The sequence below is a fragment of the Pedobacter sp. V48 genome (assembly GCF_000523515.1).
GTDB lineage: Bacteria > Bacteroidota > Bacteroidia > Sphingobacteriales > Sphingobacteriaceae > Pedobacter.
The window spans coordinates 221,463-248,058 of sequence record NZ_AWRU01000013.1 but is presented as its reverse complement, the minus strand read 5'-3'; the positions used below and the strand labels follow the sequence as shown (position 1 = coordinate 248,058).

The window sequence follows — 26,596 nt, the reverse complement described above, 5'->3', positions numbered from 1 at the left end:
AGAACAAATGATCACAAACGAAACCATAGTTGCTTTATCTACACCGCCAGGAGTAGGCGCGATAGGTGTTATACGTCTTTCAGGAAAAGACGCAATAGCTATTACAAACTCGGTTTTTAGTGGTAAAGATTTGCTAGCTCAGGAATCGCACACCATACACTTTGGTTTAATTAAAGATGGGAATGTTGTTATAGATGAGGTTCTTGTGAGTTTATTTGTTGCTCCAAAATCATATACAAAAGAAAACGTCGTCGAAATATCTTGCCATGGCTCTAATTATATCATTCAGCAGATTATTACGCTTTTGATAAGGAAAGGTGCCAGTGCAGCAAAACCAGGTGAATTTACTTTAAGGGCATTTTTAAATGGAGGATTAGATTTATCTCAGGCTGAGGCTGTTGCTGATTTGATTTCTTCAGATTCAGCTGCTGCTCATCAGGTAGCTATGAATCAACTAAGAGGTGGTTTTAGCACTGAACTTAATGTATTACGTGAACAATTGATTCACTTTGCTTCAATGATTGAACTTGAGCTTGATTTTGCTGAGGAAGATGTTGAGTTTGCTAATAGAGATCAATTGCAGGAGCTGATTGCCAAAATTACTATTGTATTAAATAAGCTAATTCGCTCTTTTGAGCTCGGTAATGTTATTAAGCAGGGAATTAATACAGTCATTGCAGGCAGGCCAAATGCGGGTAAATCGACTTTATTAAACGCCCTTTTAAATGAAGACAGAGCAATTGTTAGTGAGATTGCCGGAACAACACGTGACACCATTGAGGAGCTATTGAATATTAATGGCATTAATTTTAGATTGATAGATACTGCCGGTATCCGTGAAGCTACTGATACTATTGAAGCTATCGGAGTTGAAAAAACCATGCAAAAGATTCGTCAGTCGGCATTATTAGTGTATTTGTTTGATGTGGTTAATACATCGGCCACCGAAATTCATGATGATATTGCCCGTTTACATAAACCAGGTATACCTTTTCTAGCTGTTGCTAATAAGATGGATCTTTCCTATAGCGATCGTTTAAAGGAGTTAAAACTTCCTTCAGATATAGAATTTATTGCGATATCTGCTAAAGAAAACCAACATATTGAAGAACTAAAGCAATTGCTTTATAATACCGCGGTAGGTGACAAGCTATCGGATAGCCATGCTATGGTAACGAATATCAGACATGTGGAGGCACTACAAAAAACTCAGGCAGCTTTAAATAACGTAGCCAACGGTTTGGATAATCCGGTTACTTCTGACTTTTTAGCAATGGATATTAAACAAGCATTACATTATTTAGGAGAGATAACCGGTCAGGTTACTACTGATGATCTGCTAGAGAACATATTTAGTAAGTTTTGTATCGGTAAATGATATATGTAAGTGGCTTATTTTCAGTAAGTTACAAGTTTTATCTAGGTGATAGATATTTGGTTTAGTAGTCTGTTTATCAACCATTACGATTTTTAAACCCTCGTTTTCAAGTAGCTTTTCTGAACTTCTTGTCCCTGATTTGTCCCTCAAACCTTTTTACGCTATCATATTATACCTTCGGTGTTCAATGTTATATGTAAATTGTAACTATCGATTCTTATATGTACTTATCTACACTTATTAGGGGAAAGAAGAAGCATATATTTTGATATGTTCGTTGCGTGAAGATCAGGGTTGATAAAAAATGTTTGCAGTGCGGAAAGGCTTATTTGGCTTTTACTATTGCGACAAGGTACTGCAGTAAAAATTGCAGGTCTGCATTTTATAAAGAGCAGGTCAGGAACTTGAAGATAGCAACTAGCAATCATGAAACCCTTAGACAGCGTATTGAATATAAAATGTCACTCTATGAGACACCATTTCTAAAGGTTGGTGACGTTTCATTCCTTTTGGGATGTTCAAAGAGCAATGTTTATGCAATGATCAGTACCAAGAAACTTAGGTCGGTAAACTTGTCAGAAAGAATGATAAGGCTGTTCAGGGAAGATATCTTTTTTATCCTGGAAGAACACATAAAACGGGATTATTACGTTGTTAATAAAAGTCGAGCGGGTAGAGAAAATGGATTGACTGAAAATGGGTATAGAATCCGAGAGCTGACCAGTGTCTTCAAGAAATCAAAAGAGGCCCTCTATGCCTATCTTAGAAGGCATAAGGTTCCAAAATCAAAGGTTGGAAGAGAAGTTTTGTTTTCAAAGGATCATATTGATAAATTGTACCTTAATTTTATAGGACGCAGATATGTAGGATTGGAAAGAGAGCGTGAAGCAAACCTGAAGCTTGCAAAGCAAAAATTCGGCATTCGGCAATGCTATTCGATTGAAAAATGCGTTGCTATATTAGGAAAACCTAAGGAACTATTGTACGGCGTCTTCAATAGGAGGAATGTACCCAAGATTAAAAAGGGGAAAAAGATTTTTGCCCTGAAAATAGTTATTGATGAAATGTATGGCTTAATTAAGAAGGAGGGATTTGTGAGAAAGGTAACATTAAGAAAAAAAGCAATCAGCAAGGGCAGAAGCACATTGTTTCTGGATATCTACCCTCCTGTACCACATCCGGAAACAGGTGCACCAATCAGGAAATACTACTTAAAGATGTATGTCTTTGATAAACCCCACACAGAAGTGGAAAGGCGTTCCAATAAGGAAACACTTATGCTTGGCGAATTGATAAGGGCTCAAAAGCAAATTGAAATTCTTCAACTTCAATTCTCATTCTTAGCTGGAAACTAATATGCGATTAGAATAACGGACCATCAATTTTATGCACTACCTATTACTTTCAAATTTATGTCAGCAAATTCTTTAATAAAAGTTTCTGTCACTCCTAAAAGAGTTAAGATGGAATCCGAAGCATTAGCTTTCGAAAGGGCTGGCTGTACAATATAGATTTCATATTCTACTGGGATCTCGTTTTTTATAATACTCAGAAGTTTTACTAGTTCTCCGACAGTACCCTTTTCTAGTCTACTACATTTGTTACCATTCTTTGATTTCTCTTCACGCTTTAATAAATGGCTTATAAACTCTCTACCATTTTTGTGTTTCCAATGAATAGATTTTTGCGCCTGCCCACATACCTCATAAAAATTAGAAACTTGATTACTAACAGTTCCTCCATGCGCATATTTTAGGTGGTACATCTTGATATATATCTTTTCCTGATCCAATTTTAAAGCAACTACATCTGCAATCTCTCCAGAATAATCATCATCATAAATAATATCAAAATCCTGCCCTTTCAATTCCTGTATCACTTTATATTGAATTGAATCGGTAACTTTTGGATAAACATGCWGTGATTCGTTTTGCAAATTGACACCAGTCCAGTCCCAGGCAATGATTTCACTTTTAGGAAATATTGGTATCGATTGTTTTAGTTCAACATATTCATTACCCGCAAGCGCTGAACCATCGGCATACCATATTGTTGGAACATAATTAGTAAAAAAATCTTCCCCATTCATGGATTTAGAACCGTATTTAACCTCTACCGTTTCTGCTGACAACTGGGTAATTTTAAAGTCAGCAAATTTTTCACCGTCTTTATCAGTAGTTTCAAAAAGCTCCAATTTAAATTTAGCTTCCCGATCATCTGCAACTAATGAAAACAGTAGTGGCTCACCCACCTTAGGTTCAGATAAACATAGTTCAATGCTAGATAAATCATATCTGATACCATTGAGATAAAATTTAAACTTAGATTCAGTATCCAAATACATATCCTCATCCCAATCTATCCAAACAGGATACTTATTTGGAAGTTCTGTTTTAAGTTCAGGAATAAGTGTTTCTTTTAATATTTGATTTGGATCAATTTTATCATCGATCAATTTTTTGCCTAAGGCAGAACACCATTCGGTGAATTGTTTTAAATCTCCTTTTAGTTTAGTCCAAATTCTACCTTTATAAGAAGCACCAATATTGACTGGATTTCCATCTTCGAATCCATTGCCCATGACAACAAGTTTTTCTCCACGCTCTTTTTCAGCAAGACTTAATGCAACACCAACGTCACTACCTACCATCATTCTGAAACGAATATTTTTTCCAAGAAATTGCCTTAAGCCTACGTTCTGTAGTTTAACTCTTTTAACATTAAAAAATGATTTGTAAACACTTATTCCTTTAATTAGTTCAGGCTTATCGCCAGTTACTGCCTGAGCAAGTTCTTGATAAAGACTGCTATTATCAGAACTATTTATGTACAACAAGTTCGTTTTTTCATCGTAGAATGCGATAGTAATATCCCATTGGAGATCGTGTATATCATTAAAATGCACCCATTCTACTTCGGACCGCCTGCCAGTAATGATTACTAATATATTTTGGTCACTATTAAAATCGTCAAATTTAAATTCCAAGTCAGCATAGCCTGAAATACCTTTTGCAAAATTTTCAGGCTTCCATCCGTTCACTTTATTCTTATAAACTACTGTGCTAAGTTTAGGCTTGATGTTTTGGAAAGGAATGTCGGTTTTGCTTAACTGGCTAAACCCTTCCATAAAGTCTTTAAATTCTATTTGATCATTAATTTTCTGAAAACTTGTGTCAGAAAGGATTGAATTCCAATCGGCATCAGTAGCATATAGATCAGATAACTCAGCACGCACTTCCAAATCAGCTGTATTAGCAATAAAAGATGCATTACCTAGTTCTTGATCCCTAGAAGTTCTTGTAAATCTGCCTGCTAACTGCAAGGTAATAGGTAGGCTTCTACGAATGTCATGGAACGCTGCAATTTTCAATTCTGGTAAATCAAACCCCTCACCGAGCATATCGACACATATGATTATTCTTGTTTGTCTTGCAATTATCTTTTGATAAATTTCATTTTGGTGCTTGACATTAGTATAGATTTTAACAGGATTAAATTCAGTATAGCCTTTATATAAATCATAGATTTCATCTGCTCGAGGCCTGTTTGCACACCTGGCCATTAAAATATGATTATATCCATTCCCTAAATCCTCTCTAAGTTTTGCTACCGCAATCTCTGCTATTTTGGCATCGGCCTTATCTTTATCAAATTCTCTAACAGCAATAAATTCTATTTTTTTGTAATACCCCTGCTCTTGTGCTTTTCTAAGAGGGAAATTTGATATAATATTCCCTTCTAATCTTTTTCCATCATTACGAAAAGGTGTCGCTGTAAATTGCATAACTTTTTCATGGTCAAATTTCTTACGGAAACTGTTCCAAGTGTCGGCTTTTACGTGATGGGCTTCATCAATGAAAATTTGAGAGAAAGTATCTGCAAATTTCTTCTGAGTTTCGTCATCTTGTGCCGTAAGCCAACTCATAGTCGTAACGACTACATTACAAGGCTGTAAAAATTCGTTCAAAAGATCTTTCGTGGGAAATTTTTGTTTTATGATCCCTACTATTGGGTATAGTGATTTTTCTCCAATCACTCCGAATTGCTTTAGTAAACCTAGAGTAATGAATTTGTTCGATACCTGCTCTCTTAATGAGTCTGATGGTACTGTAACCAATAGTTTCGGACAACGATTAGCAACCAGTGCTGACAACATTGTTTCTGTTTTACCTGTACCAGTTGGCATTACTACAGTTGCAATTTTCAATGGTAATTTTAGATGTCCCATTATGGAATGAACTGCAGCTAACTGTGGCTCTCTTAACCCTGGTAAGCCGTTTTCTGGTTCTTCTTCCTTATAAAAAAAATCATTCTTCCATGAATTCAATACTCCTTGTGCATCTAAGCCATCAACTGAATATTTAAGCCATTTTTTAATAACAATTTTCCCTTCATTAAATTTTGCTTCTGTAGGAATAATATTAGTTAGTAATGCATACTTATATTGTTCAGGAACTTCTTTTTTGCTTGTAAGAAAGTATTGTTTTCCATTATTTTCAATAGTAATTGAATATCTTCCAGTCTCTACTATGTTTAAAGGAATTGATTTTGAGAGTTCGATTAATTGGACAACAGAATTTTGGCTAGTTGAACTGGGGTGAAGATATCGTTCGAGTTTTGGTATTTGTATATCCATGAGCGTAAATTTATACTTTTCTAAATCTAATAATTATTTATTGCCCTATATTCAAACCTATAAAGAATTAAAGAGCTATTCTTACGGGAAACCATAAACTACCTAACAAAAATGAAAAGAGCCCTTGCACCTGTAGTTGGTAACAATGATTATAATGCCCCGTATCTTAGCATACAAGAATACAGTTAATGATGCCAATGACACGGCATCAAAACTTTGGAATTAGGTTCTGCCGTATTTCCAAGAGAAAACATTATCTCAAATTATTCGTTTATGAAATCCGAAAACGCAATTTGAAAGGGAGCATAACAAAGAAACATTGTTGTTAGCAGAATGTGTGAAAGCGAAATGGCAGACAGAGATTTACGGTATCTCACTAAGCTACAAAAAAGGCTCAATGCATGGGTGTCTTGATTGCAGATTTTAGTTCCCACTGTGTGCTTTATTATTTTTTAATTTTCGTAATTCAATTACTGATTTATTTTTGGTTATATCATTTCTTGTCCTATCTTTGTAATTGAATTACGGAGATAAAAATGAAAGAAAAGATCAGAAATATAGTACAGTTGCAAACCGGAATGTATGCAAAGCCTCAGCCTAATGCAGAGGTATACTATATCCAGGCTCGGCATTTTGATCGAAATCGAGAATTTATTTTGTCGGTGAATCCCGACCTTGCCTTCGATAAAAAAATTGAGAAACATTTTTTACAGGTTGGGGATGTATTGGTCGCGTCAAAAGGCTATGATCATTTTGCAGTAACATATAAAGGAATTGTGAGACCTGCTGTGGCTTCTTCTATGTTTATGGTCTTAAGGATGAAAGATCAGAAAAAAATACTACCAGAATATCTTGCCTGGTTTATCAATCACCCTACTACCCAAACTCTTTTGTCCGAGAATTCAAAAGGAACGTCGATCCCTTCATTAAACAAAATAGATATCGGAGATTTGGAACTCACCATTCCATCAGTGAAGCACCAACAAAGTATTTTAAAAATTCAAGCACTACGACAGCGCGAGGTGAAAATACAACAACAGATTAACCAATTAAGAGAACAATATATTCAACAATCCATTCTAAATACTTTAAATAAATGAGTAAAAAAATAAGCCAGAGTGATATCAATCGTGTTGTATGGAAAGCTTGCGACACTTTTAGAGGTGTGATAGATCCTAGCCAGTATAAAGATTACATTCTTACGATGCTTTTTCTGAAGTATGTAAGCGACTTGCATAAGGAAATCCATAAGCAACATCTTGAGAAGTATAAAGGTGATATTGCCCGTACGGAAAGAGCTATGAAGATGGAACGTTTTATTCTACCATCTAACAGCACATTTGATTATTTATACGAAAATCGTAATGACACTGCGATTGGTGAGCTTATAGACATTGCTTTAACCGACTTGGAAGAAGCTAACCGGGAAAAACTAAGTAGTGAAGATGGTAGTGGTATTTTCAGGAATATCAGTTTTAATAGTAATAATCTTGGCGATGTAAAAGACAAAAATAGCAGGTTGAAGAATCTTTTGATTGATTTCAGCAATATTGATTTGACCCCTTCTCACCTTGAAGATAATGATGTCATTGGCGATGCATACGAATACCTGATTGGATTCTTTGCTAGTGATGCAGGGAAAAAGGCAGGAGAGTTTTATACACCAAGCGAGGTATCTACGCTCCTGGCGAAGCTTACAAAATCTAAGCCCGGTTCAAGAATATGTGATCCTACCTGCGGTTCTGCTTCTTTGCTGATAAAGGCCGGTAAAGAAGTAGGTTCGGACGATTTTTCTTTATACGGGCAGGAAGCTAACGGCAGCACATGGGCCTTAGCCGTAATGAATATGTTCCTACATGGCTTTGACAATGCCACTATCCGTTGGGGCGATACCATACGTAATCCGAAATTGAAAGAAGGCGATGCTTTGATGAAGTTTGATACCGTGGTAGCTAATCCTCCATTTTCTTTAGATAAATGGGGCAAAGTAGAAGACAAGGAAGAAAATAAAGCAAGTAAAAGCTTTGACCCAGAGGAGGATCAATATAACCGTTTTTGGCGTGGTATCCCGTCAAAAAGCAAAGGGGACTGGGCATTTATTACCCATATGATTGAAACGCTGAACGAACAGGGTAAGGCGGGTGTGGTAGTGCCACATGGTGTACTATTCAGAGGTAGTACAGAAGGCAAGATTAGGCAGAAAACTATTGAGGAAAATTTACTTGAAGTAGTAATTGGCCTACCTTCTAACTTATTTTTCGGCACCGGTATTCCTGCTGCCATCTTAATTTTCAATAAAGCCAAGGGGAATAATAGGGATGTCTTATTCATTGATGCCAGCCAGCAATTTGAAAATGGTAAAAACCAGAACAAATTACGCAAAGTGGATATCGAAAAGATTGTAAATACTTATCGCCAGTTCAATGCCGGTAAACTAAAACCGGGAATAGATGAACAGAAGTTCAGTTATGTGGCCACTCAAGAAGAAATTATAGAAAACGATTTCAACTTAAACATACCACGATACGTGGATACGTTTGAAGAAGAGGCTGAAGTGGATATAATAAATGTCCAGCAGGAAATAGAGAAACTTGAAGCCGAACTAAAAATAGTACAGACTGAATTAAACAACTACCTAAAAGAGTTTACTAATTAAAAATGGGAAAAAGTTCTAAAATAAAAGAGAACGATAGTGTTTTAGGCGAGTGGCAAGTTACTCTACTTGATGATCTGGCTAAAAGAGGTAGTGGACATACACCAGATAAAACATTCGAAGAATATTACAAAGGAGGGGTTAAATGGGTTTCGCTTGCAGATTCTTTTAGATTAGATAAAGGATTGATCACTGAAACGGAATATGAGATATCTGAGTTAGGAATTAAAAAATCTTCTGCAGTTATTCATCCGGCGGGTACAGTCATCATTTCCCGGGATGCTGGTGTTGGGAAAAGCGCTGTTTTAGGTATTGATATGGCGGTATCTCAGCATTTTATTACCTGGACATGTGGTACAAGGCTTTATAATTGGTTTTTGTATTATTGGTTGCAATATCACAAAGGTTATTTTGAAAGGCAAGCNNMRYYSRTTYAWCCMYTMMSACTATCGGTCTGCCATTATTTAAAAAACTGAAGATTAATTATCCTGAATATAATGAACAAAGGGTTATATCTGATTGCCTTTTAAGCTTCGATAGTTATATTGAAAAAAACAACCAACTCATTTTTCAAAAGCGGCTTCATAAAAAATGGCTAATGCAAACTTTACTTACAGGCAAGAAAAGTCTGAAGGGGTTTAAAGGAGAATGGAAAGAAGTGAAAATTGCAGATATTTTCGAGAGGGTAATTAGAAAAAATAGCGAAGGGAATAAGAATGTAGTTACAATTTCAGCTCAAAGAGGTTTTGTTCGACAAACAGATTTCTTCAATAAAAACATTGCAAGTGAACTTCTAGATAATTACTTTCTAGTTAATAGAGGAGAATTTTGTTACAATAAAAGTTATTCAAAGGGTTATCCATGGGGAGCAATAAAACGACTAAATGATTTTGATAAGGCGGTTGTAACTACGTTGTATATATGCTTTGCTATTAAAGAAGGCAGCAAAATATCTGGAGATTTTTTTGAACAATACTTTGGAATGAACATGTTGGACAAAGGACTGATGAAAGTTGCACATGAAGGTGGTAGAGCACATGGATTACTTAATGTAACTCCTTCAGATTTTTTCTCATTAAAAATTAGGATTCCCACATTTCAAGAACAAGCAGCTATTGCGCAAGTTCTACAGGCTGCGGATCAAGAAGTTTTATTACTCAATATCAAAATGAATAAACTTAAGGAGCAAAAAAAAGGCATAATGCAATTGTTGTTAACAGGTAGAAAAAGATTAAAACATACTTAACCAAAATCATTATGAAGGCAATAGGAATACAAATAGATGCAGATGAAATTATACTGGTGGTACTGCAAAAAGACAATTATGGGACCATTTCACAAACTGATGAATGTGTTAGGTTCAATATCGCAGATCATACCATTTCTGCTCAAGTTCAGCAATTCAGAGACCAGGTAAATAGCACATTCGATTTAATTGCTTCCACTACAATTGGTATTAAAATGCGGAATGCAAAAGCTACTGCAACGGGTAAAGTAAGACCTCCTTCACCTATATCCTTTAAACTCGAAGGCATTATACAGCTGTACACAAAATGTCCTATTGAATTTGTTTGGCCCCAAACGGTAACGGCATTCAAAAAGAGAAATGGAGACTTTCCCATCTCAAAAAATAAATACCAGCAAGATGCTTATGATATAGCCTATTATTTATTATCAAAGTAATAAAGTCATGGAATTAAACGATGAAGGTTGCGTTGAAACTATCAGGCAGTTTGTGAGGAGTAATCCTGACATTGAAGTATATGAGTATATACGAAGAGGCTGTAATGGCGATGTCTATTTTGGAAAAAGGAAAAAAATGGGCGATGATGTCGTATTGAAATTTTACTGGTCACACCCCAACTATGATGAGACTGAAGAGTCAGTAATACTTCACAAAATTAAAAATGATAACGTTTTAGAAATAAAAGAATGCCGCTTTCTACCTCCAAATTTCGCCTACTTTTTAACTCCTAAAATATCCGGTGGTGATTTGCAGGGCGTCATAGATTCCAGACCTGTATCATCAAAGGAAGCATTGGAAATCGTTGCAGGTATTTTAATGGGATTAACTGAATTACATTCTAATCATAGTTTAGTTCATCGTGATTTAAAGCCTGGGAATATTTTAATTGACATAGCTATCAACAAACCCATTATCGCCGACTTAGGAGCCGTAAAAAAGATAGAACAGGCTGATGGTTTTGTTACCGCTTCGAAATCTACTTATTTGTTTTTGCCACCTGAATCTATTAAGAAAAATGAGTATTATTTTGAATCAGACATATATCAGGTAGGCATCATTCTTTATCAACTACTTAATGGCTTCTTTCCAATCAATGAGCCAATAAAATGGTTGTCAAAAAAAGAAGAAAATCAATTGAATACAATTAGAAACGCTGAACAACGAGATCTAAAATTCAATGAAATAATTGCTAATAAAATTGCAAGGGGATCTTTGATTACCTCTTCAACAATACCGACATATCTGGATCCTATTTACAAAAGAATTATTGACAAGGCCACCCATGTTAACTATAAACAGAGGTTTAAAAACCCATCTTTCTTCTTAAAGGAAATTCATAAGGCATTACGGGAGACGCCAGATTATTTGTTTGAAAACGATTTATTAAATATAAGTCATGACAATGGAAAGAAATTTAGAATTCATGAAAATAGCAGAAAACAAATTGTTTTGGAAAAAAGTGTTTCAAATGGAATATGGAGAAAAGATAATGGCCATAACGGAAATCTTGATCTTGCTTTATCGATTGCGAGAAGAAACTAATAAACACAGTTATGGAAACACCATCATTTAAAGAGGACCACAWCRMTCNWMMKAYCNKYTTTGCAAATGTTGCAAAATCTGGGCTATACTTATTTAAATCAGGAAGAAGCCTTACATCTCCGAGGAAACAAAACAACCAATGTGCTATTAGAAAACATTTTACGCAGGCAGTTAAAAGAAATTAACAGCATTAAGGTAAGTTCTACCAAAACAGCATTATTCAGCGATGCTAATATAGAAAATGGTATTCAGGCTTTAAAGGAGGTTCCTATGAATGAAGGCTACATCGCAGCCAGCGAAACAGCCTACAATCTATTAACTCTGGGCAAAGCATTGGAGCAGAGTATTGATGGTGATAAAAAAAGCTTTACCCTGCAATATATAGATTGGAAAAACATTGAAAACAATGTTTTTCATGTAACGGAGGAATATGCGGTAATGCGGAGTACTACTAGAGAATGTTATATTCCTGATCTTGTTTTGTTTATAAACGGCATACCCTTTTGTATTATAGAATGTAAACGGCCTGATCGCAAGGATTCGATAAACCAAGCCATTAGCCAGCAGTTGCGAAGCCAACAGGAAGATGGAATAAGAGGCCTATATATCTACGCACAAGTCTTACTTTGTATTAGTGGCAACAAAGGTTTGTATGCAGCCAATGGTACACCAGAAAAGTTCTGGGCACACTGGGAGGAAAAGTTTGATGACCAAAACGATGAGCTGGGTTACAGAGGCCATTTAACGCAATTAAGGAGTAAGCCATTAACAGCCCTGCAAAAAGACAAGCTGTTTTCGGGGCGCCATAGCTACGTACGTGAGTATTTTGATGCTCTTGAAGAAGGCGTTATCCTACCTACGGTGCAAGATGAGTATTTATATGGCTTGTGTAAGCCGGAAAGAATGCTGGACTTTGCTCATAACTTTGTCTTGTTTGACAATGGTGAAAAAAAGATAGCTCGATACCAGCAATACTTCGCTATCAAAAAGGCAATGCGCAGATTAACTCATCTAGATGGGGGAAGACGTAAAGGAGGGATTATTTGGCACACTCAGGGTAGCGGAAAATCATTGACCATGGTGATGTTGGCACAGGCCATAGCACTGGACAAGGATATAAAGAATCCCAAAATTATACTGGTTACAGATCGTACCGACCTCGATGAGCAGATTACCAGCACCTTTCGTAAATGCGGGATGTTTGTAGAGAATGCAGGGACAGGGCAGCGATTGGTAGATTTATTACAGAGTAAAGGCGATGCTGTGGTAACCACCATTATCAACAAGTTTGAAACTGCCGTCAAGAAGTTACCAGAGCCTCTTCTTAGCCCAAATATTTTTGTGTTAGTCGATGAAGGGCATAGAACACAGCATGGCACATTCAATATTGATATGCAGAAGACTCTGCCCAGCGCGTGTTTTATCGCTTTTACGGGGACTCCGCTTTTCAAAAGAGACAAAAAAACGTCGGACATTTTCGGCGGAGAGATAGACCGTTATACCGTGGACAAGGCAGTAAAAGATAAGGCCGTGGTTCCGCTGCTTTATGAAGGAAGACATGCTTTTCAAGAGGTCAATGAGAAAGCTATTGACAACTATTTCAATATGGTTTCTGAACGGCTAAGTCCTTATCAGAAAGTCGATCTAAAAAAGAAATTTAGCCGTGCTGATCAGCTAAATATAGCCGATCAGAAAATTTATGCAATAAGCTGGGATATAAGCAGGCACTTCCGCGATAATTTCCAAGGCACTCCTTTTAAAGGACAATTGGTAACACAGACAAAGGAAACAGCTATCAAGTATAAAAATTTTCTTGATGAAATTGGTATGGTAAGTAGCGAGGTGGTAATCTCTGCCCCTGATGAAAGGGAGGGAGAAGAAAGCGCTTATGGCGGCACTTCGGATCGGCTAAAATCGTTTTGGAATAAAATGATGGATGAGCAAGGTAATGCAAAACGGTACGATAAAAATGTGATCAGCCGTTTTAAAAACCAAAAGGATCCGGAAATTATCATTGTAGTCGATAAGCTCCTAACTGGCTTCGATGTGCCGCAGAATACTGTATTGTACCTGACGCGTAAACTTCACGGGCATACTTTGTTACAGGCTATTGCAAGGGTAAACCGCATTTATCCCGATAAGGATTATGGCTATGTAATTGATTATTATGGCGTTTTAGGTGCATTGGACGAAGCCTTATCTATCTATTCGTCATTTGAGGAATTTGATATAGAAGATTTGGGCGGAACACTTACCTCAATTACAGAAGAAATAAAAAAACTACCCCAAAAACACGCTGAGTTATGGGATATTTTTAAGGTAGTAACTAATAAAAAGGATGCAGAAGCCTACCAGCAATTATTGAGAGATGAGGCGATCCGTGTAATATTTTACGATAAACTATCAGCATTTGCACGAATATTGAAACTGGCACTGTCTGCCATTCAATTTCATAAGGAGACGGATGATAAGCTAGTGCAGCGGTATAAGGAGGACTTAACCTTCTTCATTGGACTTAGAAGTGCAGTATTACAAAGATACTCTGATGCCATCGACTATAAACAGTATGAGGGGCAAATTCAGAAACTGATTGACACACATATACAAACGCATGAAGTCAGTGTAATCACTGAATTGGTTAATATTTTCGATAAGGAAAAGTTTCAGGAAGAGGTTGAAAAAACATTGGGAGAAGCAGCTAAAGCGGATAAAATTGCTTCAAGAACTGCCAAGCATATGAGCGAAAAAATGGAGGAAGACCCGGCGTTCTATAAAAAATTCTCAGAGATGCTCAAAGAGACCATTAAAGCATACGAGGAACAACGAATTAATGAAGCGCAGTATCTGAATAAAGTAAAAGAAATTATGAGTGCTGTACTAACCCATACCGATAGTGATATACCTCAGATTTTGGTCAATAAAGATATTGCGCAGGCTTTTTATGGTGTTACCAAAGAAAATCTTCAAGCAAAATTATCAGATGAAAAACTTGTAAAAATCATATCCTCCGAAATTGCGTTGGCCGCCGAGGATACTATACAAAGACTCATTCGGGTGGACTGGTATAGCCCTAATAACCTTGATCTACAAAAGAAAATGGTCCATCAAATAGGTGACTTTATCATCGATGAGGTTAGGGATAAGTATGATTTGACCATTAATTTCCAGGAGATAGATACAATTGCAGAACGTATTGTGGAGATTGCCAAAATACGACGCATGAAATGAAAGAATACATCATATTTGGTACGAGGCAGATAGATTTTCAATTGACCTTTCATGAACGTAAGTCTATGGGGATAACCATTACGCCTGAAATGAAAGTATTGGTGAAAGCGCCTTTAGACACTCCTCTTGAAAAGATCAAAGAGAAGGTGAGAAAGAAGGCGCCATGGATCATTAAGCAGCAAAATTTCTTCTTATCTTTTCATCCTAGGACAGCAGAACGTCGATACGTCGGAGGAGAAACACATTTATATTTGGGTCGGCAGTACCGTTTAGAAGTTACCCTTGCTGATAGAAGTGAGGTAAAGTATAAAGGGCGTTTTATTGAGGTGATAACTAAAGATAAAGCCAATGTCAAAACCCTGCTGAAACAATGGTACCGGAATAAGGCTAAAACTAAATTTGAGGAAATCGCAGCACCCCTAATAGCGCGATTTGCAAAATACAATGTGTCTCCTTCAGGTTTTGTTATCCAGGAAATGCCCACACGCTGGGGAAGTTGTACTCCAAATGGGAAAATAATTTTAAATCCGGAATTGATCAAGGCTCCTAAGCCTTGTATTGAATATGTGATCATTCACGAGCTTTGCCATCTTATTTATCGTGACCATACGCAAAAATTCATTGATCTGCAGACGAAGGAAATGAGAGATTGGGAAAAATGGAAAATGAAACTGGAAAAATTATTGGCTTAAACATTAGATAAGAATACCGGGCATGTAATCTGTTTATTTCAAACAACATTCCTGATATATTGGTTTGTTGACTTCCTTTTCATTAAATAAGTATTTTTTTTATAAATTGGGAGCTAACGAACTCATAAATGGCAAAAAAGAAAACAGCGGAAAACATCAAGATTATCGCTATTAGGCCCTGTGAAGGCTGTCACAAGGACTACATTAAGATTTTACAAAAGAATAAAATCTATACGCTTTACAATGATTACAGGATTAATGAAGAGACAGAGGCAATTGTTTATACACCTTCAATCCCTGCAAAATTATTTGACCAAGATGATTTAAGCATAAACATCTCTGCTATAGCAGGGCAAAATGGTTCAGGCAAAAGTACTTTAATAGAATTGCTGTTTATGGCAGTGAATAATATTGGCTACGTCAATGGACTTCATGAGGACCTTGAACTGGTGGAGGAGTTGGAAGTCGAATTATACTGTCTTATTGGCGACCTATATAAAATCCGGGTAAAGAGTAACGATATCAGTTTATTTAAATATAAAGCAGATAATACTTTAAATGCCATTCCCGAAAAAACATACGACCTTAATAAACTGTTTTTTACGATAGCCATCAATTACTCCCTTTATGCCTACAATTCCAGCGAAATCAGATCGGGACAAAAAGACTGGTTAAAGGGCCTTTTTCATAAGAATGATTCGTATCAAACGCCTCTGGTTATTAATCCCTGGCGCAATAGAGGCGATATAAATATCAACAATGAAAATGGCCTGGTGCGCCTTCGGCTAATGGCTAATTTGTTAAGACCGGCATCAACGCAAGGCTTCAATTTCCGAAAAATCACCGACAATCTCACCGCAGTAAAACTTAGGCTAAGGGTTAATCCTCTTAAATCTCGGCAGGTTCTTTATGAGATTCCTTCCCCAAATAAAAAGGAACCGAAAAAAATTACGCTTGCAGATTTGCCCAAAATAGACAAGCATAACATCCTGTCGAAAATCAATAAGCTATATCCTTTTAAATACAAAAAAGCAGAAACAGAACGCGGGAGTGCAGCTACAAACTATTTAATTGGCAAACTAGTTTCTGTTGCTGTTACTTACAGTGATTACAAAGGCAAGCACTATTATTCCATAGACGATGAAAATTTTGATATGGAGCGAATTGACGAATTTCTCACAGCGATCCTCGATGACTCAAGCCACATTGCTTTTAAGATTAAGCAAACACTTAATTTTCTTAAATACCCGTATTTAACCTATGAGGACCGGGATGTTGGTATTGTGGAATTATCAGACGAAATTGGTGATATTATAAAAAATATAAGAGGTACAAAACCTAAAGTCGAAGAGTTAATCCCACCACCAATTTTTAGGGTTGATATCTTACTCGCTCCTGAATCACAACCGGAAACAAAAGATTTTATCCTTTTTCAGACTTTGAGTTCAGGAGAACGCCAAATGATTTATTCAATCAGCTCTTTGATTTATCACTTGATTAATCTAGATTCTGTAACACGACGGGGAGGTAAGGTTAAATACACTTCTATCAATATAATATTGGAAGAAGTAGAACTATATTTTCATCCCGAGATGCAACGTGGTTTCGTAAGAAAATTATTGGATAGCATTCGCAATATCGAACTTCAAAGCATTAAAGCCATTAATATCTGTTTTATTACGCACTCGCCATTTATTCTTTCCGATATTCCAGATGCAAATGTGATGTTTCTTAAAGTAGAAAACAAAGTATCTAAAGTAGTCAATAAGGAAGAGAAGACTTTTGGTGCAAATATCCACGATCTGCTTGCGGACGGATTCTTTATGTACAATGGTTTGGTTGGTGAATTCGCTTCACAAAAAATTGATGAAAGTATACGGTTTTTAGAGCATGCTGAACGGAAAAGAAAATTTACTGACAAATATGATCGATTGAAAGAAGGCTCAAAGCTAATAGAAATAAGTAAAGTCGATGAGCAAGAGCGTAGAGTGGAAGCAAAGGAAATTGAAATGCTCTATGAAACGTTTGCTGAAAAAAATAAAGAAGAGCATCTTAAGCTAATAAAATCAATTGGAGAATCTGTGCTATCTGTTAAATTGTTAGAGATGTACTCAGAAGCATTTCCTTCCAATCGTAAGGATATTCTCCGGGAACAAATTGCAACATTAACACAAGAGTTTAACCAATTAAATGATTAACTCATGCTTTTTTTAGATGAAACTTTACCAGAAATTGTCAAGGCGAAGGTTGAGCATGTTAATGCTGTAACCTGTAGAATTAATAAAAAAATCTACAATAAGTCATGTGCCAACGCCAAATGTAAGGTTTGTAGTAGAACTCAAAAGGCCCGAAGTCCATCAACAACAGTGCAAAGGTTGGCTATTTTACTCATGCGCAAGGGCATTTTGAATTTGGTTATCGCTGGTAAACCGGATAAGCTTATTCGTATAAGTACAATTCTTTGGCAACAACTCGTTCCTGGGTTTACATGGACAGGTTATCATAGATATTCTTTAATAAATAATAAGGATGCCGCAAAAAGATCACTTGTTGAAAGGCAATTTCATGAGCCGTATAATAACGCAGTTAACGCATTTAAGGTTGTTTTTGAATATAACACTTGGTTTAATGGTGATGATAAGGACAGGTATGATGCTTATACATTGGCCATGAATCTAAATAGGAATACGTGTACGTATTGTAACCGAATCTACACTCATACAGTAGCAAGGGTAAGCGGCTCCAAAGTTATGCGTCCGCAGTTTGATCATTGGTTCTCTAAGAGTAAGCACCCAGCTCTTTCCATGTCATTTTATAATCTTATACCCAGTTGCTCGGTCTGCAATAGTTCAATAAAAGGAACACTCGATTTTGACCTTTCCACTCATTTACATCCTTATATTGATGTTGATTGTCATGATAAGTTTGTATACAGCTATAAGTATAACAGATCAAGCCGCAGGTACAATGTTAATATTGCCTCATCTAATCCTTTAGACCTGAAGATTGCACAAACTTATGATGACCTTAAATTAAAAGAAGTATTCGACACCCATCATGCCGAGCTTGCAGATTTATTGAAAATTAAAAAGGCGTACTCTACAAAATACATCAACAAAATGATAGCGGCCTTCCCACGTATGCACCTTTCTTATAAGGAAGTTTACAGATTAGCATTTGGAGCTGAGTTTGACGGATCCGATTTCTATAAAAGACCACTCAGCAAGTTTAAGAAAGATATTTTGAAGGAATTGAAGTTAGTGCGTTAGTTTGATTTTGCTGTTGTCTATTTTTATTGTGTTGGTCTTTGTCCCTGATTTGTCCCTGATTTATCATAATTAACTGATAATCAATTGGTATTAAGTTCTGTATCGGCAAATAATCGGTGATAATTACTGCATGATTACGACAAATAAGGACAACTAAATTGCTTATTGTTAATGAGTTACGTTAAATTATTATGCCCAAATTTTTGGATATATCGCATACTTTTTCTGACTTTTGTTACTCATTTGTAACTCGAGTAGCCAAATATTTACCCGGAAAAATGTCAGGGTAAATTATGGCTCTTAATTCCTCTTAAATCGCCCTAATTACGCAAAATTGGCCTAAATCCGGGTGAGCTGACCACGGATGATTTAGTGGAAAAAGAGATGGTCAAGGAACAGGTGAAAAAAGGTTTAATTTATCATGCAATGAGTTCGAATTTATCTGTTAAACGAATTTGTGAATACTGTGGGAATACTTTCACTGCGAAGACCACTGTAACGCGTTTTTTGCAGCCTAAAGTGCAACAGCAGAAATGGAAAGCAAAGGCTTCGTGAACTGAAAATCAAGGCTTCCGAAAATCAGGTCAAGCAGACGATCGCTTCAGGAGAAGCCAAACAGGTTTCCGCTGAGTTTCTATCTGTCCCAGAAGCATCGAAGTTGCTTGGTATCTGTACTAAAACAATCTACAACATCGTCTATAGCGGTCGAATTAAAGCCATTAGGCTTTCTGAGCGAAAAATCGTTATCAAAAGATCTGAAATCGACAAGATCTTCGAACAACCGGAATTTTTGGTGAAGAAAATATAAAAACCAAAGAAGCAGCCACCGATCAGGTATTGCTATAATATGGCCGAAGCTCAGGAAAAATTCAAGCTTTCTGAAAAGGCATTGTTTGATTTAATCAATAGAAATAACATTTCCAAGCACAGGAATGGCTGGTACACTTATGTATTTAAATCTGATCTGGAAAGAATTTTAAACGTAAACAAATAGAACTATGTCAAAGGTAAAGATGAGAATGAGAACGATAGCTAATAACAGGAAGAGCATCTTACTTGATTATTCACCGCTGATCACAAACCCGGTTAATGGTAAGCTGCATAGGTTTGGTTTCTGTCCGATGCTATCAGAAACTCCAGCTTCATCGACTTCTTCATAACAGAAGCACGTAAAAAACAGCAATCGCTATCTGATGACTGGGCGATGGGCTTGCGGTATTTTATTGCATTTGCAGGTCATGACCTTAAATTTCCCGAACTCAATGACTATTTGTGAGAGGATTATAAGATTACTTACTTAGCGGTCCGGCCATCAGCAGCTAATTTAAGTTGAAATAGGTCGTTGCTTGGTTGATCTTCGATCAGATACCAATAAATATTACATCTCAATTTGGTTTTTCAGCAAGGAATAAATGGAAGAATTATCTTGAACTGGTAGCTTTTTGTTACTGTATTTGTTTGCTTTTATCAGACTCAATATTGTAAAGTTTGCGTCTGCCGGAACAACACTGAAACTGCATACACGCTTACCCAACACTGCTTCCTACGGAAAATTGCTCGATATCCCAATCGGCAGATATACGCTCACTGCTGTTTATTTCAAAACTGGTAAACCGCAACCTCTTCGACTGAAAAAAACATTTGGATCGGGGAGATATCAGTCAAGTATCACAATTGATTTCCCTGAAACATGGTATGAAGGTGTTGCTATAACCTATAATTTCTAGTCGCCTGAAAGAATAACCTATTGCATATAATCCAAAAAAGGCTTCTGTATATACAGAAGCCTTTTCTTCAGGCAGGCAAACCACTGAGTACCTAATTCCTAAATTTTTTTGTCTCATTAGTGAGAAATAAATTTGGATTGCATTTTCCAATATTATATTTTTGGCTATCAAATATTAAAACAAATAACTATTAAAAACAAAAATCATGAAAACATTAGAAAAATTAATTTCAAAAAAAGTAAAGTCAATTCATTCAGTTACAGGAGGAAAATTTAGCATGAGTTTGGACATGAGTGAGGGCGATAGCGGAATGACCTGGATTAAATGGGTTTCTGATCACGGAGATCACTGCTGCACAGATAATAAACCAGATCCGAAAGGTTGCTAGTCCTAAAAGGTTAAACGCCCTGATAACAGGGAAATTTAAATAGGATAAAAGGCGGTGCTTATTTTAAGCATCGCCCTTGTTAATTATACAAGCTCATGAATTGTTAAAAGTAAGGTGGAAAAAAAGGTTCTAATATTAAGTCAGTCGTATGTGGAAGGAACAACTGACGCTGTTTGTTTATGGTTGGATTACTATCGGTTTCCATTTATAAGACTCAATGGAGAGGACTATTTCAAATTGAAAAAATTAGGAGATCTTCCACAAGACGAACAAATAGGTTTGGTATGGTACCGTAGGAAGTTAGGAAGAACTCCTGCTCATTATACCTTAAAGAAGGAGTCTTTTGAAGTCCGTTATGTCATGCGTCGGTTTCTGATAGATGAATTTAACACCCTGCATTCTCTATTATTTTATTCAATTGACAAAAAAAAATGGCTTAACGACCCCATCATTGAAGACCATTTGAATAAGCTAAACGTTTTATTCCTGGCGAAAAAACTACAATTAAACATTCCATACTCAGAAGTATTGACCGACAAACAGTCGTTGATGGAAATGCTGCAACAGTATCCTCACTTAATCGTTAAACCGTTGAATGAATGCGTACTGCTGGAGGATGCGGATCAGACCTATTATCGAATGCTCACCAAGTCCATTAACGAAAAAGACATTAAATCTATTCCTGACACCTTTTTCCCTTCGTTGGTACAGGAAAGAATAAACAAAAAATTTGAAGTCAGGGTGTTTTACCTGGCCGGAACCTTTTATTCAATGGCCATTTTTTCTCAGAGTAACAAGAAAACTGTAGCTGATTTTAGAAATTACGACAATAAAAGACCAAACCGAAATGTTCCCTACAAACTACCCAATGAAATAGAAAGTAAGTTAAAGCGCCTCATGAAGGAGCTTAATTTTGAAACAGGATCAATAGACCTTATGGTTGATATGGAAGGTAATTATATTTTTCTGGAGATCAATCCCGCAGGCCAATTCGGAATGGTATCCTATCCTTGTAACTACTATCTGGAAAAAAAAATGGCGCAGTTATTTATTCAAACCTCAACTAAATATGAAAAAAAAGTTCATCAGTAATCTAAAGGATAAAAAATGTTTGCCTCTCTCTATATATCTTTTAGAAGCAGATGGCTATAGTTCAAAGAATTTCAAAGAAAATATGATCAAATGTGAAAAAGCTGAGAAGATCAATGCCAAAGGTTATGAATTGCTTAGTTTCTATAAAGTAATTTCAAAATTCTAACAATGGAATACGTAAATCTATTTGCGAATTGCCAATTGGTGAAGGGGGCAAACAGGTCGCTAATTTGTGATCTGCAATTGCAAAAATCATACCCTGTTTCTAATGACGTATATGACGTATTACACCTTTTAAAGCATTGTTCAATTGAGGAGTGCATAGCACATTTTGGTGCCGATAACAAGGATGCTGTTTTGAGCTATATAGAATTTGTGCTGGACAAAGAACTTGGATTTATAGAAAGCCGGATTTTATCGGAACTTGTTCCGCTTGATTTAAGTTGGGATGCTTTTAGTGAGATCACCAATGTCATAATTGAGTACAACGAAGCGATGAATTATGACAACATATTTTTTAAAGCACTAATTAACCTGAATGTTCATTGTTTAGAGATCCGTTGCTACCATGAACCAGACCTGAAGAAATTAGTACTATTTCTGGATACATTTAATGGGAGTATTTTAAAGCATATTAATTTGGTTTTGCCCTATGCAGCTGACATTGACATTCCTTTACTGGAAAACCTGGTAAGGAATAACCTTAGAATAAAGTCCATTCTGATCCATTCTGCTTCTGAAGATAAAAGTCTGCGAATATACAAGGATACTGTTCCGCTCCATTATTTCTCAAAAGTTATTAGTTCCTGTATGGCCTGTGGCCTGATACTTCCTTATCACTTCATCACCAATATGGAATTATTTGCCGAAAGCCAGCAACACAATACCTGTTTGAACAGAAAGTTATCAATTGACTTTAATGGTTTCATAAAAAATTGCCCTTCTATGCTGGATAATTACGGCAACATGCTGGAAACAGATTTAGACCAGCTATTGGAAAATAAAGATTTTCGTAAATACTGGTCTGTACGAAAGGATGAAATTGCTGTGTGTAAAGATTGTGAGTTTAGACATGTATGTACGGATTGCAGAGCATATATTGAAAATCCACAGGATTTTTATTCAAAACCTTTGAAATGTGGCTATAATCCATACACTAATGAATGGAGTGAATGGAGTACAAATCCAATAAAGCAGAAAGCAATGGAATATTATAAGCTACAAGATTTGGAAAAAAGCAATGAAGCATAAAAAATTTCCTTTTTACAAACAACCCGACTCAAAAGATTGTGGGCCTACCTGTTTGCGTATAATTTGCAAACACTATGGCAAAAGTACTACATTACAACACATTAGAGATCTTTCTGAAACGACCAGAGAAGGAAGCGGCTTACAGGGTTTAAGTAATGCTGCAGAGTGCTTGGGATTCAGAACATTAGGTGTTCAGATAGACTTCATTACCTTAACAGATGAGGTTCCTTTACCTTGTATTGTACATTGGAATAAGAATCATTTTGTGGTTGTTTATAAAATCGACAAAACAAATAAAGTTTACCTGTCAGATCCCAGTTATGGACTAATTACTTACGGAAAAGAGGAATTTATCAAACATTGGATTGGCGATGGCGCACATGAGAAAACGGAAGAAGGTATTGCCCTTATTTTAGAAACGAGTCCTGCTTTTTTAGACAATGAGTTTGGTGAAGAGGAAGAAAAAAAAATTAGTTTTTCTTTTCTTTCCAGGTACCTCTTTAAGTATAAGTCATTTTACGTTCAATTGGCTATTGGCCTTCTGGCGGGTAGTTTATTGTCGCTGGTTTTTCCTTTTCTCACTCAGAGTATCGTAGATGTGGGGATACAAAAGCAAGACCTTAACTTTATTTATTTGATACTGTTGTCGCAAGTCATGCTTTTTATGGGAAGGACAGGTATTGAAGTGGTTCGAAGTTGGATTTTATTGCATTTATCGGTAAGAATAAGTATATCTATTATTTCAGATTTCTTTATCAAGCTAATGAAACTGCCCATTAGTTTCTTTGATACCAGGATGACGGGAGATATTATGCAACGGATTAATGACAACCACAGAATAGAGCAATTGCTGACCAGTTCTTCGCTCAATACTTTATTCTCATTAGTGAATCTCGTGGTATTTAGCATTGTATTGCTACTTTACGATTACCGGTTGTTTTTAGTGTATCTGACCGGAGCAACTTTATACGTAGTATGGATCACTTTTTTCTTAAAGAAACGAAAGGAGCTGGATTACAAGAAATTTTCGCAGGTGTCTCAGGAACAAAGCAAGGTAATGGAGCTGATCAATGGGATGCAGGAAATAAAATTGCACAACGCCGAAAAGCAGAAACGGTGGGGTTGGGAATTTTTACAGGTGAAGTTATTTAAAATACAGATAAAATCGCTTTCATTAGAACAATGGCAATCAGTTGGCGGCAATTTCATCAATCAGATAAAGGATATTCTGGTCAGTTTTCTTTCTGCAAAATTGGTGCTAAGCGGAGACCTTACTTTAGGTATGATGCTTTCAGTTCAATATATTATGGGACAGTTGAATAGCCCCCTTCTGCAGTTGGTAGATTTTATTAAACAAGCCCAGGATGCGAAAATTTCGTTGGAAAGATTGGCTGAAATTCATACGAAAAAAGATGAAGAGCATCACGAGGAACAGTATGCTGGTGAAATTCCGCAAAAAGATATTGAACTCAATAACGTGTCTTTCCGATATACCGGCTCTCAGTCTTTTGTGTTTGAAAATCTTGACCTGACTATCCCATATGAGAAAATAACGGCCATAGTTGGCGCAAGTGGTAGCGGAAAAACGACGTTATTGAAATTACTGATGAAATTTTATGAACCAGATAGAGGGGAGATAAGGATTGGTCATGTCAATATGAAAAATATATCAGCAAGGTTTTGGCGGAACCATTGTGGAGTAGTGATGCAGGACGGTTATGTATTTAACGACAGCATTGCTAATAACATTGCGGTAGGAGAGGATAGTATTGACAAACAAAAATTGAGAAAAGCGACAGAAATTGCCAATATAAAAGATTTTATAGAAGAGCTACCCCTAAGCTACAATACAAAAATAGGTAACGAAGGGGTAGGGATAAGTGGCGGACAAAAGCAAAGGCTTTTTATTGCAAGAGCTGTTTATAAAAGTCCTGGGTTTATTTTCTTTGATGAAGCAACAAGTGCACTTGACGCCAATAATGAAAAAATCATAATGGAAAATCTGGAACAGTTTTTTAAAGGAAAAACTGCAATTGTTATAGCCCACAGATTGTCGACTGTAAAACATGCCGATAAAATTATAGTACTGGACAAAGGAAAAGTAGTAGAAGAAGGCACCCATATCGAACTGGTAGAAAAAAAGCAAGAATATTATAGATTAATAAAAAACCAACTGGAACTTGGAAGCTAAAAAAGATATATTGGAAGACCTGGAACTTAGGTCTGAGGAGGTTCAGGAGGTGCTTTATCAAACTCCGAACTGGATGATTCGATGGAGTAACCTGTTTTTTCTGATCATTATCTGCGTCTTAATCGCAATTAGCTGGATTTTAAAATACCCCGAGGTGATTACAGCTCCGATTACAGTTACCTCTTATCATCCACCGGAGAAAGTGGAGGCAAGAGCCGATTCGAGGATAGAATATATATTTGTTAAGGACCATCAGCATGTGAAACCTGAGGATCTGTTAATGGTTTTGCAGTCGGCTGCTGATTACAAAGACATATTGCGCTTAAGGTCAATCATAAATTCGATACCCCAACAGGACATTTCCTCATTTCCATTACAGGCGGCCTCCATGCTTAAACTTGGAGAAGTTCAGGAAGCCTACAATGCTTTTGCAAAATCTTTGCAAGACMNGMGWNTYTWYAMKMWWTYSCKMCMCKAYGYWCYKSMNGATSTKRNGNCKNATTTGAGCATCGCGCAATATCAAAACAGGATGGCAACCTACAGGCAACAGAAGGTGCTGGAAACGGACAAATTCAAATTGACGAAAAAAAACCTTGAACGCTTAGCCGCTCTTTTTAAGACAGGTGCAATTTCTGCTCAGGAAATGGAAGCCGAGAAAATAAAGTTTTTGCAAGCGAAACAAAATCTTGAAGCCATCGACATTTCTGTGTCTCAACTTGAGGAATCAGTAAATAATGCAAAAAAAATAAAGAGAGGTGTTACGATTAGCAGCGAGAAGGATAATATCAATTATAAAATGCAGTCGTTACAGTTGTTTGAGCAACTAAGGAAGAAGCTTAGAGATTGGGAACAAAGTTACCTGCTGGTCTCTTCTACACATGGTACCGTAGGCTTCCAACAGTTCTGGAGTCCAAAGCATTTTGTCAAAAACGGGGACTTGTTACTGGCTATCGTTCCGGATCGGAAAGAGAATCTGGTGGGGAAAATGTTTGTTCCCGCAACAAATTCGGGAAAGATAAACAAGGGAAAAAAAGTACTCATTAAATTGGATAACTACCAATACCAGGAATTTGGCATTGTTCGGGGAAAAGTCCAAAGCATATCTTTATCCCCTGATAAAGATGGAAATTACTACGTTGAAGTACTGTTACCGAGTGGCCTGAATACTTCTTATGGAAAGAAACTCCGGTTTGACAAAGAGCTTAAGGGGAATGCCGAAATAGTTACAGATAACCTGAGGTTAATTGAAAGGATTTTTAATCAGTTCAGGTCTCTACTCAGGTATCAGGATTAATAAGACAGG

17 protein-coding genes and 2 pseudogenes are annotated in these 26,596 nt (G+C 36.5%); 18 read left to right on the top strand and 1 reads right to left on the bottom strand.

Annotated elements, in window-relative coordinates; all coding sequences use genetic code 11:
- Positions 1-7 precede the first annotated feature (7 nt).
- Positions 8-1,378 (top strand): tRNA uridine-5-carboxymethylaminomethyl(34) synthesis GTPase MnmE, encoded by a 1,371-nt coding sequence (mnmE, locus tag N824_RS13380; RefSeq protein ID WP_048905637.1) that lies wholly within the window; start codon positions 8-10, stop codon positions 1,376-1,378.
- Between the two features lie 281 nt (positions 1,379-1,659).
- Positions 1,660-2,733, top strand: a complete 1,074-nt coding sequence (locus tag N824_RS13375) for an AlpA family transcriptional regulator (RefSeq protein ID WP_048905636.1) — start codon at positions 1,660-1,662, stop codon at positions 2,731-2,733.
- A 29-nt stretch (positions 2,734-2,762) separates the two neighbouring features.
- Here N824_RS13375 and N824_RS13370 read toward each other — a convergent pair whose 3' ends face one another.
- Positions 2,763-6,014 (bottom strand): DEAD/DEAH box helicase, encoded by a 3,252-nt coding sequence (locus N824_RS13370; RefSeq protein WP_048905635.1) that lies wholly within the window; start codon positions 6,012-6,014, stop codon positions 2,763-2,765.
- Between the two features lie 536 nt (positions 6,015-6,550).
- Between N824_RS13370 and N824_RS13365 the strand changes: the two genes are divergently transcribed.
- The 16 genes and pseudogenes from N824_RS13365 (at position 6,551) to N824_RS13285 (ending at position 26,587) form a co-directional block, all read left to right on the top strand.
- On the top strand, positions 6,551-7,114 hold the full coding sequence (locus N824_RS13365; protein ID WP_048905634.1) for a restriction endonuclease subunit S: 564 nt from the start codon (positions 6,551-6,553) through the stop codon (positions 7,112-7,114).
- Complete coding sequence (locus N824_RS13360; protein WP_048905633.1) at positions 7,111-8,670, top strand: type I restriction-modification system subunit M; 1,560 nt, start codon at positions 7,111-7,113, stop codon at positions 8,668-8,670. Before N824_RS13365 ends, N824_RS13360 begins: the two co-directional genes overlap by 4 nt.
- A gap of 2 nt (positions 8,671-8,672) precedes the next feature.
- Positions 8,673-9,143, top strand: a pseudogene (locus N824_RS13355) (restriction endonuclease subunit S).
- A gap of 122 nt (positions 9,144-9,265) precedes the next feature.
- A complete protein-coding gene (locus N824_RS30250) occupies positions 9,266-9,913 on the top strand; it encodes a restriction endonuclease subunit S (RefSeq protein WP_052334135.1) in 648 nt (215 codons plus the stop codon).
- A gap of 11 nt (positions 9,914-9,924) precedes the next feature.
- On the top strand, positions 9,925-10,350 hold the full coding sequence (locus N824_RS13345) for a DUF3010 family protein (protein ID WP_048905631.1): 426 nt from the start codon (positions 9,925-9,927) through the stop codon (positions 10,348-10,350).
- A gap of 7 nt (positions 10,351-10,357) precedes the next feature.
- Positions 10,358-11,455, top strand: coding sequence for a protein kinase (locus tag N824_RS13340; RefSeq protein WP_048905630.1), 1,098 nt, complete (start codon positions 10,358-10,360; stop codon positions 11,453-11,455).
- 66 nt (positions 11,456-11,521) lie between these two features.
- The gene (locus N824_RS13335) at positions 11,522-14,683 is read left to right on the top strand and encodes a type I restriction endonuclease subunit R (protein WP_048905629.1); all 3,162 of its coding nucleotides are present in this window, start codon (positions 11,522-11,524) and stop codon (positions 14,681-14,683) included.
- Entirely contained in the window at positions 14,680-15,375 is a 696-nt protein-coding gene (locus tag N824_RS13330; RefSeq protein WP_048905628.1) for a M48 family metallopeptidase, read from the top strand. Before N824_RS13335 ends, N824_RS13330 begins: the two co-directional genes overlap by 4 nt.
- Positions 15,376-15,503: 128 nt before the next feature.
- Entirely contained in the window at positions 15,504-17,573 is a 2,070-nt protein-coding gene (locus tag N824_RS13325; RefSeq protein WP_048905627.1) for an AAA family ATPase, read from the top strand.
- Between the two features lie 3 nt (positions 17,574-17,576).
- Entirely contained in the window at positions 17,577-18,644 is a 1,068-nt protein-coding gene (locus tag N824_RS13320; RefSeq protein ID WP_048905626.1) for a hypothetical protein, read from the top strand.
- Positions 18,645-19,200: 556 nt separating this feature from the next.
- Complete coding sequence (locus tag N824_RS38455) at positions 19,201-19,452, top strand: helix-turn-helix domain-containing protein (protein WP_084498311.1); 252 nt, start codon at positions 19,201-19,203, stop codon at positions 19,450-19,452.
- A 1,124-nt stretch (positions 19,453-20,576) separates the two neighbouring features.
- Positions 20,577-20,759: a hypothetical protein gene (locus N824_RS13310; RefSeq protein ID WP_048905624.1), complete on the top strand. Its 183-nt coding sequence runs from the start codon at positions 20,577-20,579 to the stop codon at positions 20,757-20,759.
- A 114-nt stretch (positions 20,760-20,873) separates the two neighbouring features.
- Positions 20,874-21,851 carry a grasp-with-spasm system ATP-grasp peptide maturase gene (gwsG, locus tag N824_RS13305; RefSeq protein ID WP_048905623.1) on the top strand — a complete coding sequence of 326 codons (978 nt, stop codon included), beginning with the start codon at positions 20,874-20,876 and terminating at the stop codon, positions 21,849-21,851.
- A 168-nt stretch (positions 21,852-22,019) separates the two neighbouring features.
- Positions 22,020-23,102 (top strand): grasp-with-spasm system SPASM domain peptide maturase, encoded by a 1,083-nt coding sequence (gene gwsS, locus N824_RS13295; protein ID WP_048905621.1) that lies wholly within the window; start codon positions 22,020-22,022, stop codon positions 23,100-23,102.
- Entirely contained in the window at positions 23,092-25,293 is a 2,202-nt protein-coding gene (locus N824_RS13290; protein WP_048905620.1) for a peptidase domain-containing ABC transporter, read from the top strand. The genes gwsS and N824_RS13290 overlap by 11 nt, the downstream gene beginning before the upstream one ends.
- Positions 25,283-26,587 (top strand): annotated as a pseudogene (locus N824_RS13285) (HlyD family secretion protein). The gene N824_RS13290 and the pseudogene N824_RS13285 overlap by 11 nt, the downstream one beginning before the upstream one ends.
- Positions 26,588-26,596: the final 9 nt, after the last annotated feature.

Bases quoted from the DNA above. Each gene is read 5' to 3' on its own strand.
- N824_RS13360 (WP_048905633.1), top strand. From the start codon at position 7,111: ATGAGTAAAAAAATAAGCCAGAGTGATATCAATCGTGTTGTATGGAAA.
- N824_RS13340 (WP_048905630.1), top strand. From the start codon at position 10,358: ATGGAATTAAACGATGAAGGTTGCGTTGAAACTATCAGGCAGTTTGTG.
- N824_RS13320 (WP_048905626.1), top strand. From the start codon at position 17,577: ATGCTTTTTTTAGATGAAACTTTACCAGAAATTGTCAAGGCGAAGGTT.
- N824_RS13330 (WP_048905628.1), top strand. From the start codon at position 14,680: ATGAAAGAATACATCATATTTGGTACGAGGCAGATAGATTTTCAATTG.
- N824_RS13290 (WP_048905620.1), top strand. From the start codon at position 23,092: ATGAAGCATAAAAAATTTCCTTTTTACAAACAACCCGACTCAAAAGAT.
- N824_RS13365 (WP_048905634.1), top strand. From the start codon at position 6,551: ATGAAAGAAAAGATCAGAAATATAGTACAGTTGCAAACCGGAATGTAT.
- N824_RS13345 (WP_048905631.1), top strand. From the start codon at position 9,925: ATGAAGGCAATAGGAATACAAATAGATGCAGATGAAATTATACTGGTG.
- mnmE (WP_048905637.1), top strand. From the start codon at position 8: ATGATCACAAACGAAACCATAGTTGCTTTATCTACACCGCCAGGAGTA.
- N824_RS13310 (WP_048905624.1), top strand. From the start codon at position 20,577: ATGAAAACATTAGAAAAATTAATTTCAAAAAAAGTAAAGTCAATTCAT.
- gwsS (WP_048905621.1), top strand. From the start codon at position 22,020: ATGGAATACGTAAATCTATTTGCGAATTGCCAATTGGTGAAGGGGGCA.
- N824_RS30250 (WP_052334135.1), top strand. From the start codon at position 9,266: ATGCAAACTTTACTTACAGGCAAGAAAAGTCTGAAGGGGTTTAAAGGA.
- N824_RS13335 (WP_048905629.1), top strand. From the start codon at position 11,522: ATGTTGCAAAATCTGGGCTATACTTATTTAAATCAGGAAGAAGCCTTA.
- N824_RS13325 (WP_048905627.1), top strand. From the start codon at position 15,504: ATGGCAAAAAAGAAAACAGCGGAAAACATCAAGATTATCGCTATTAGG.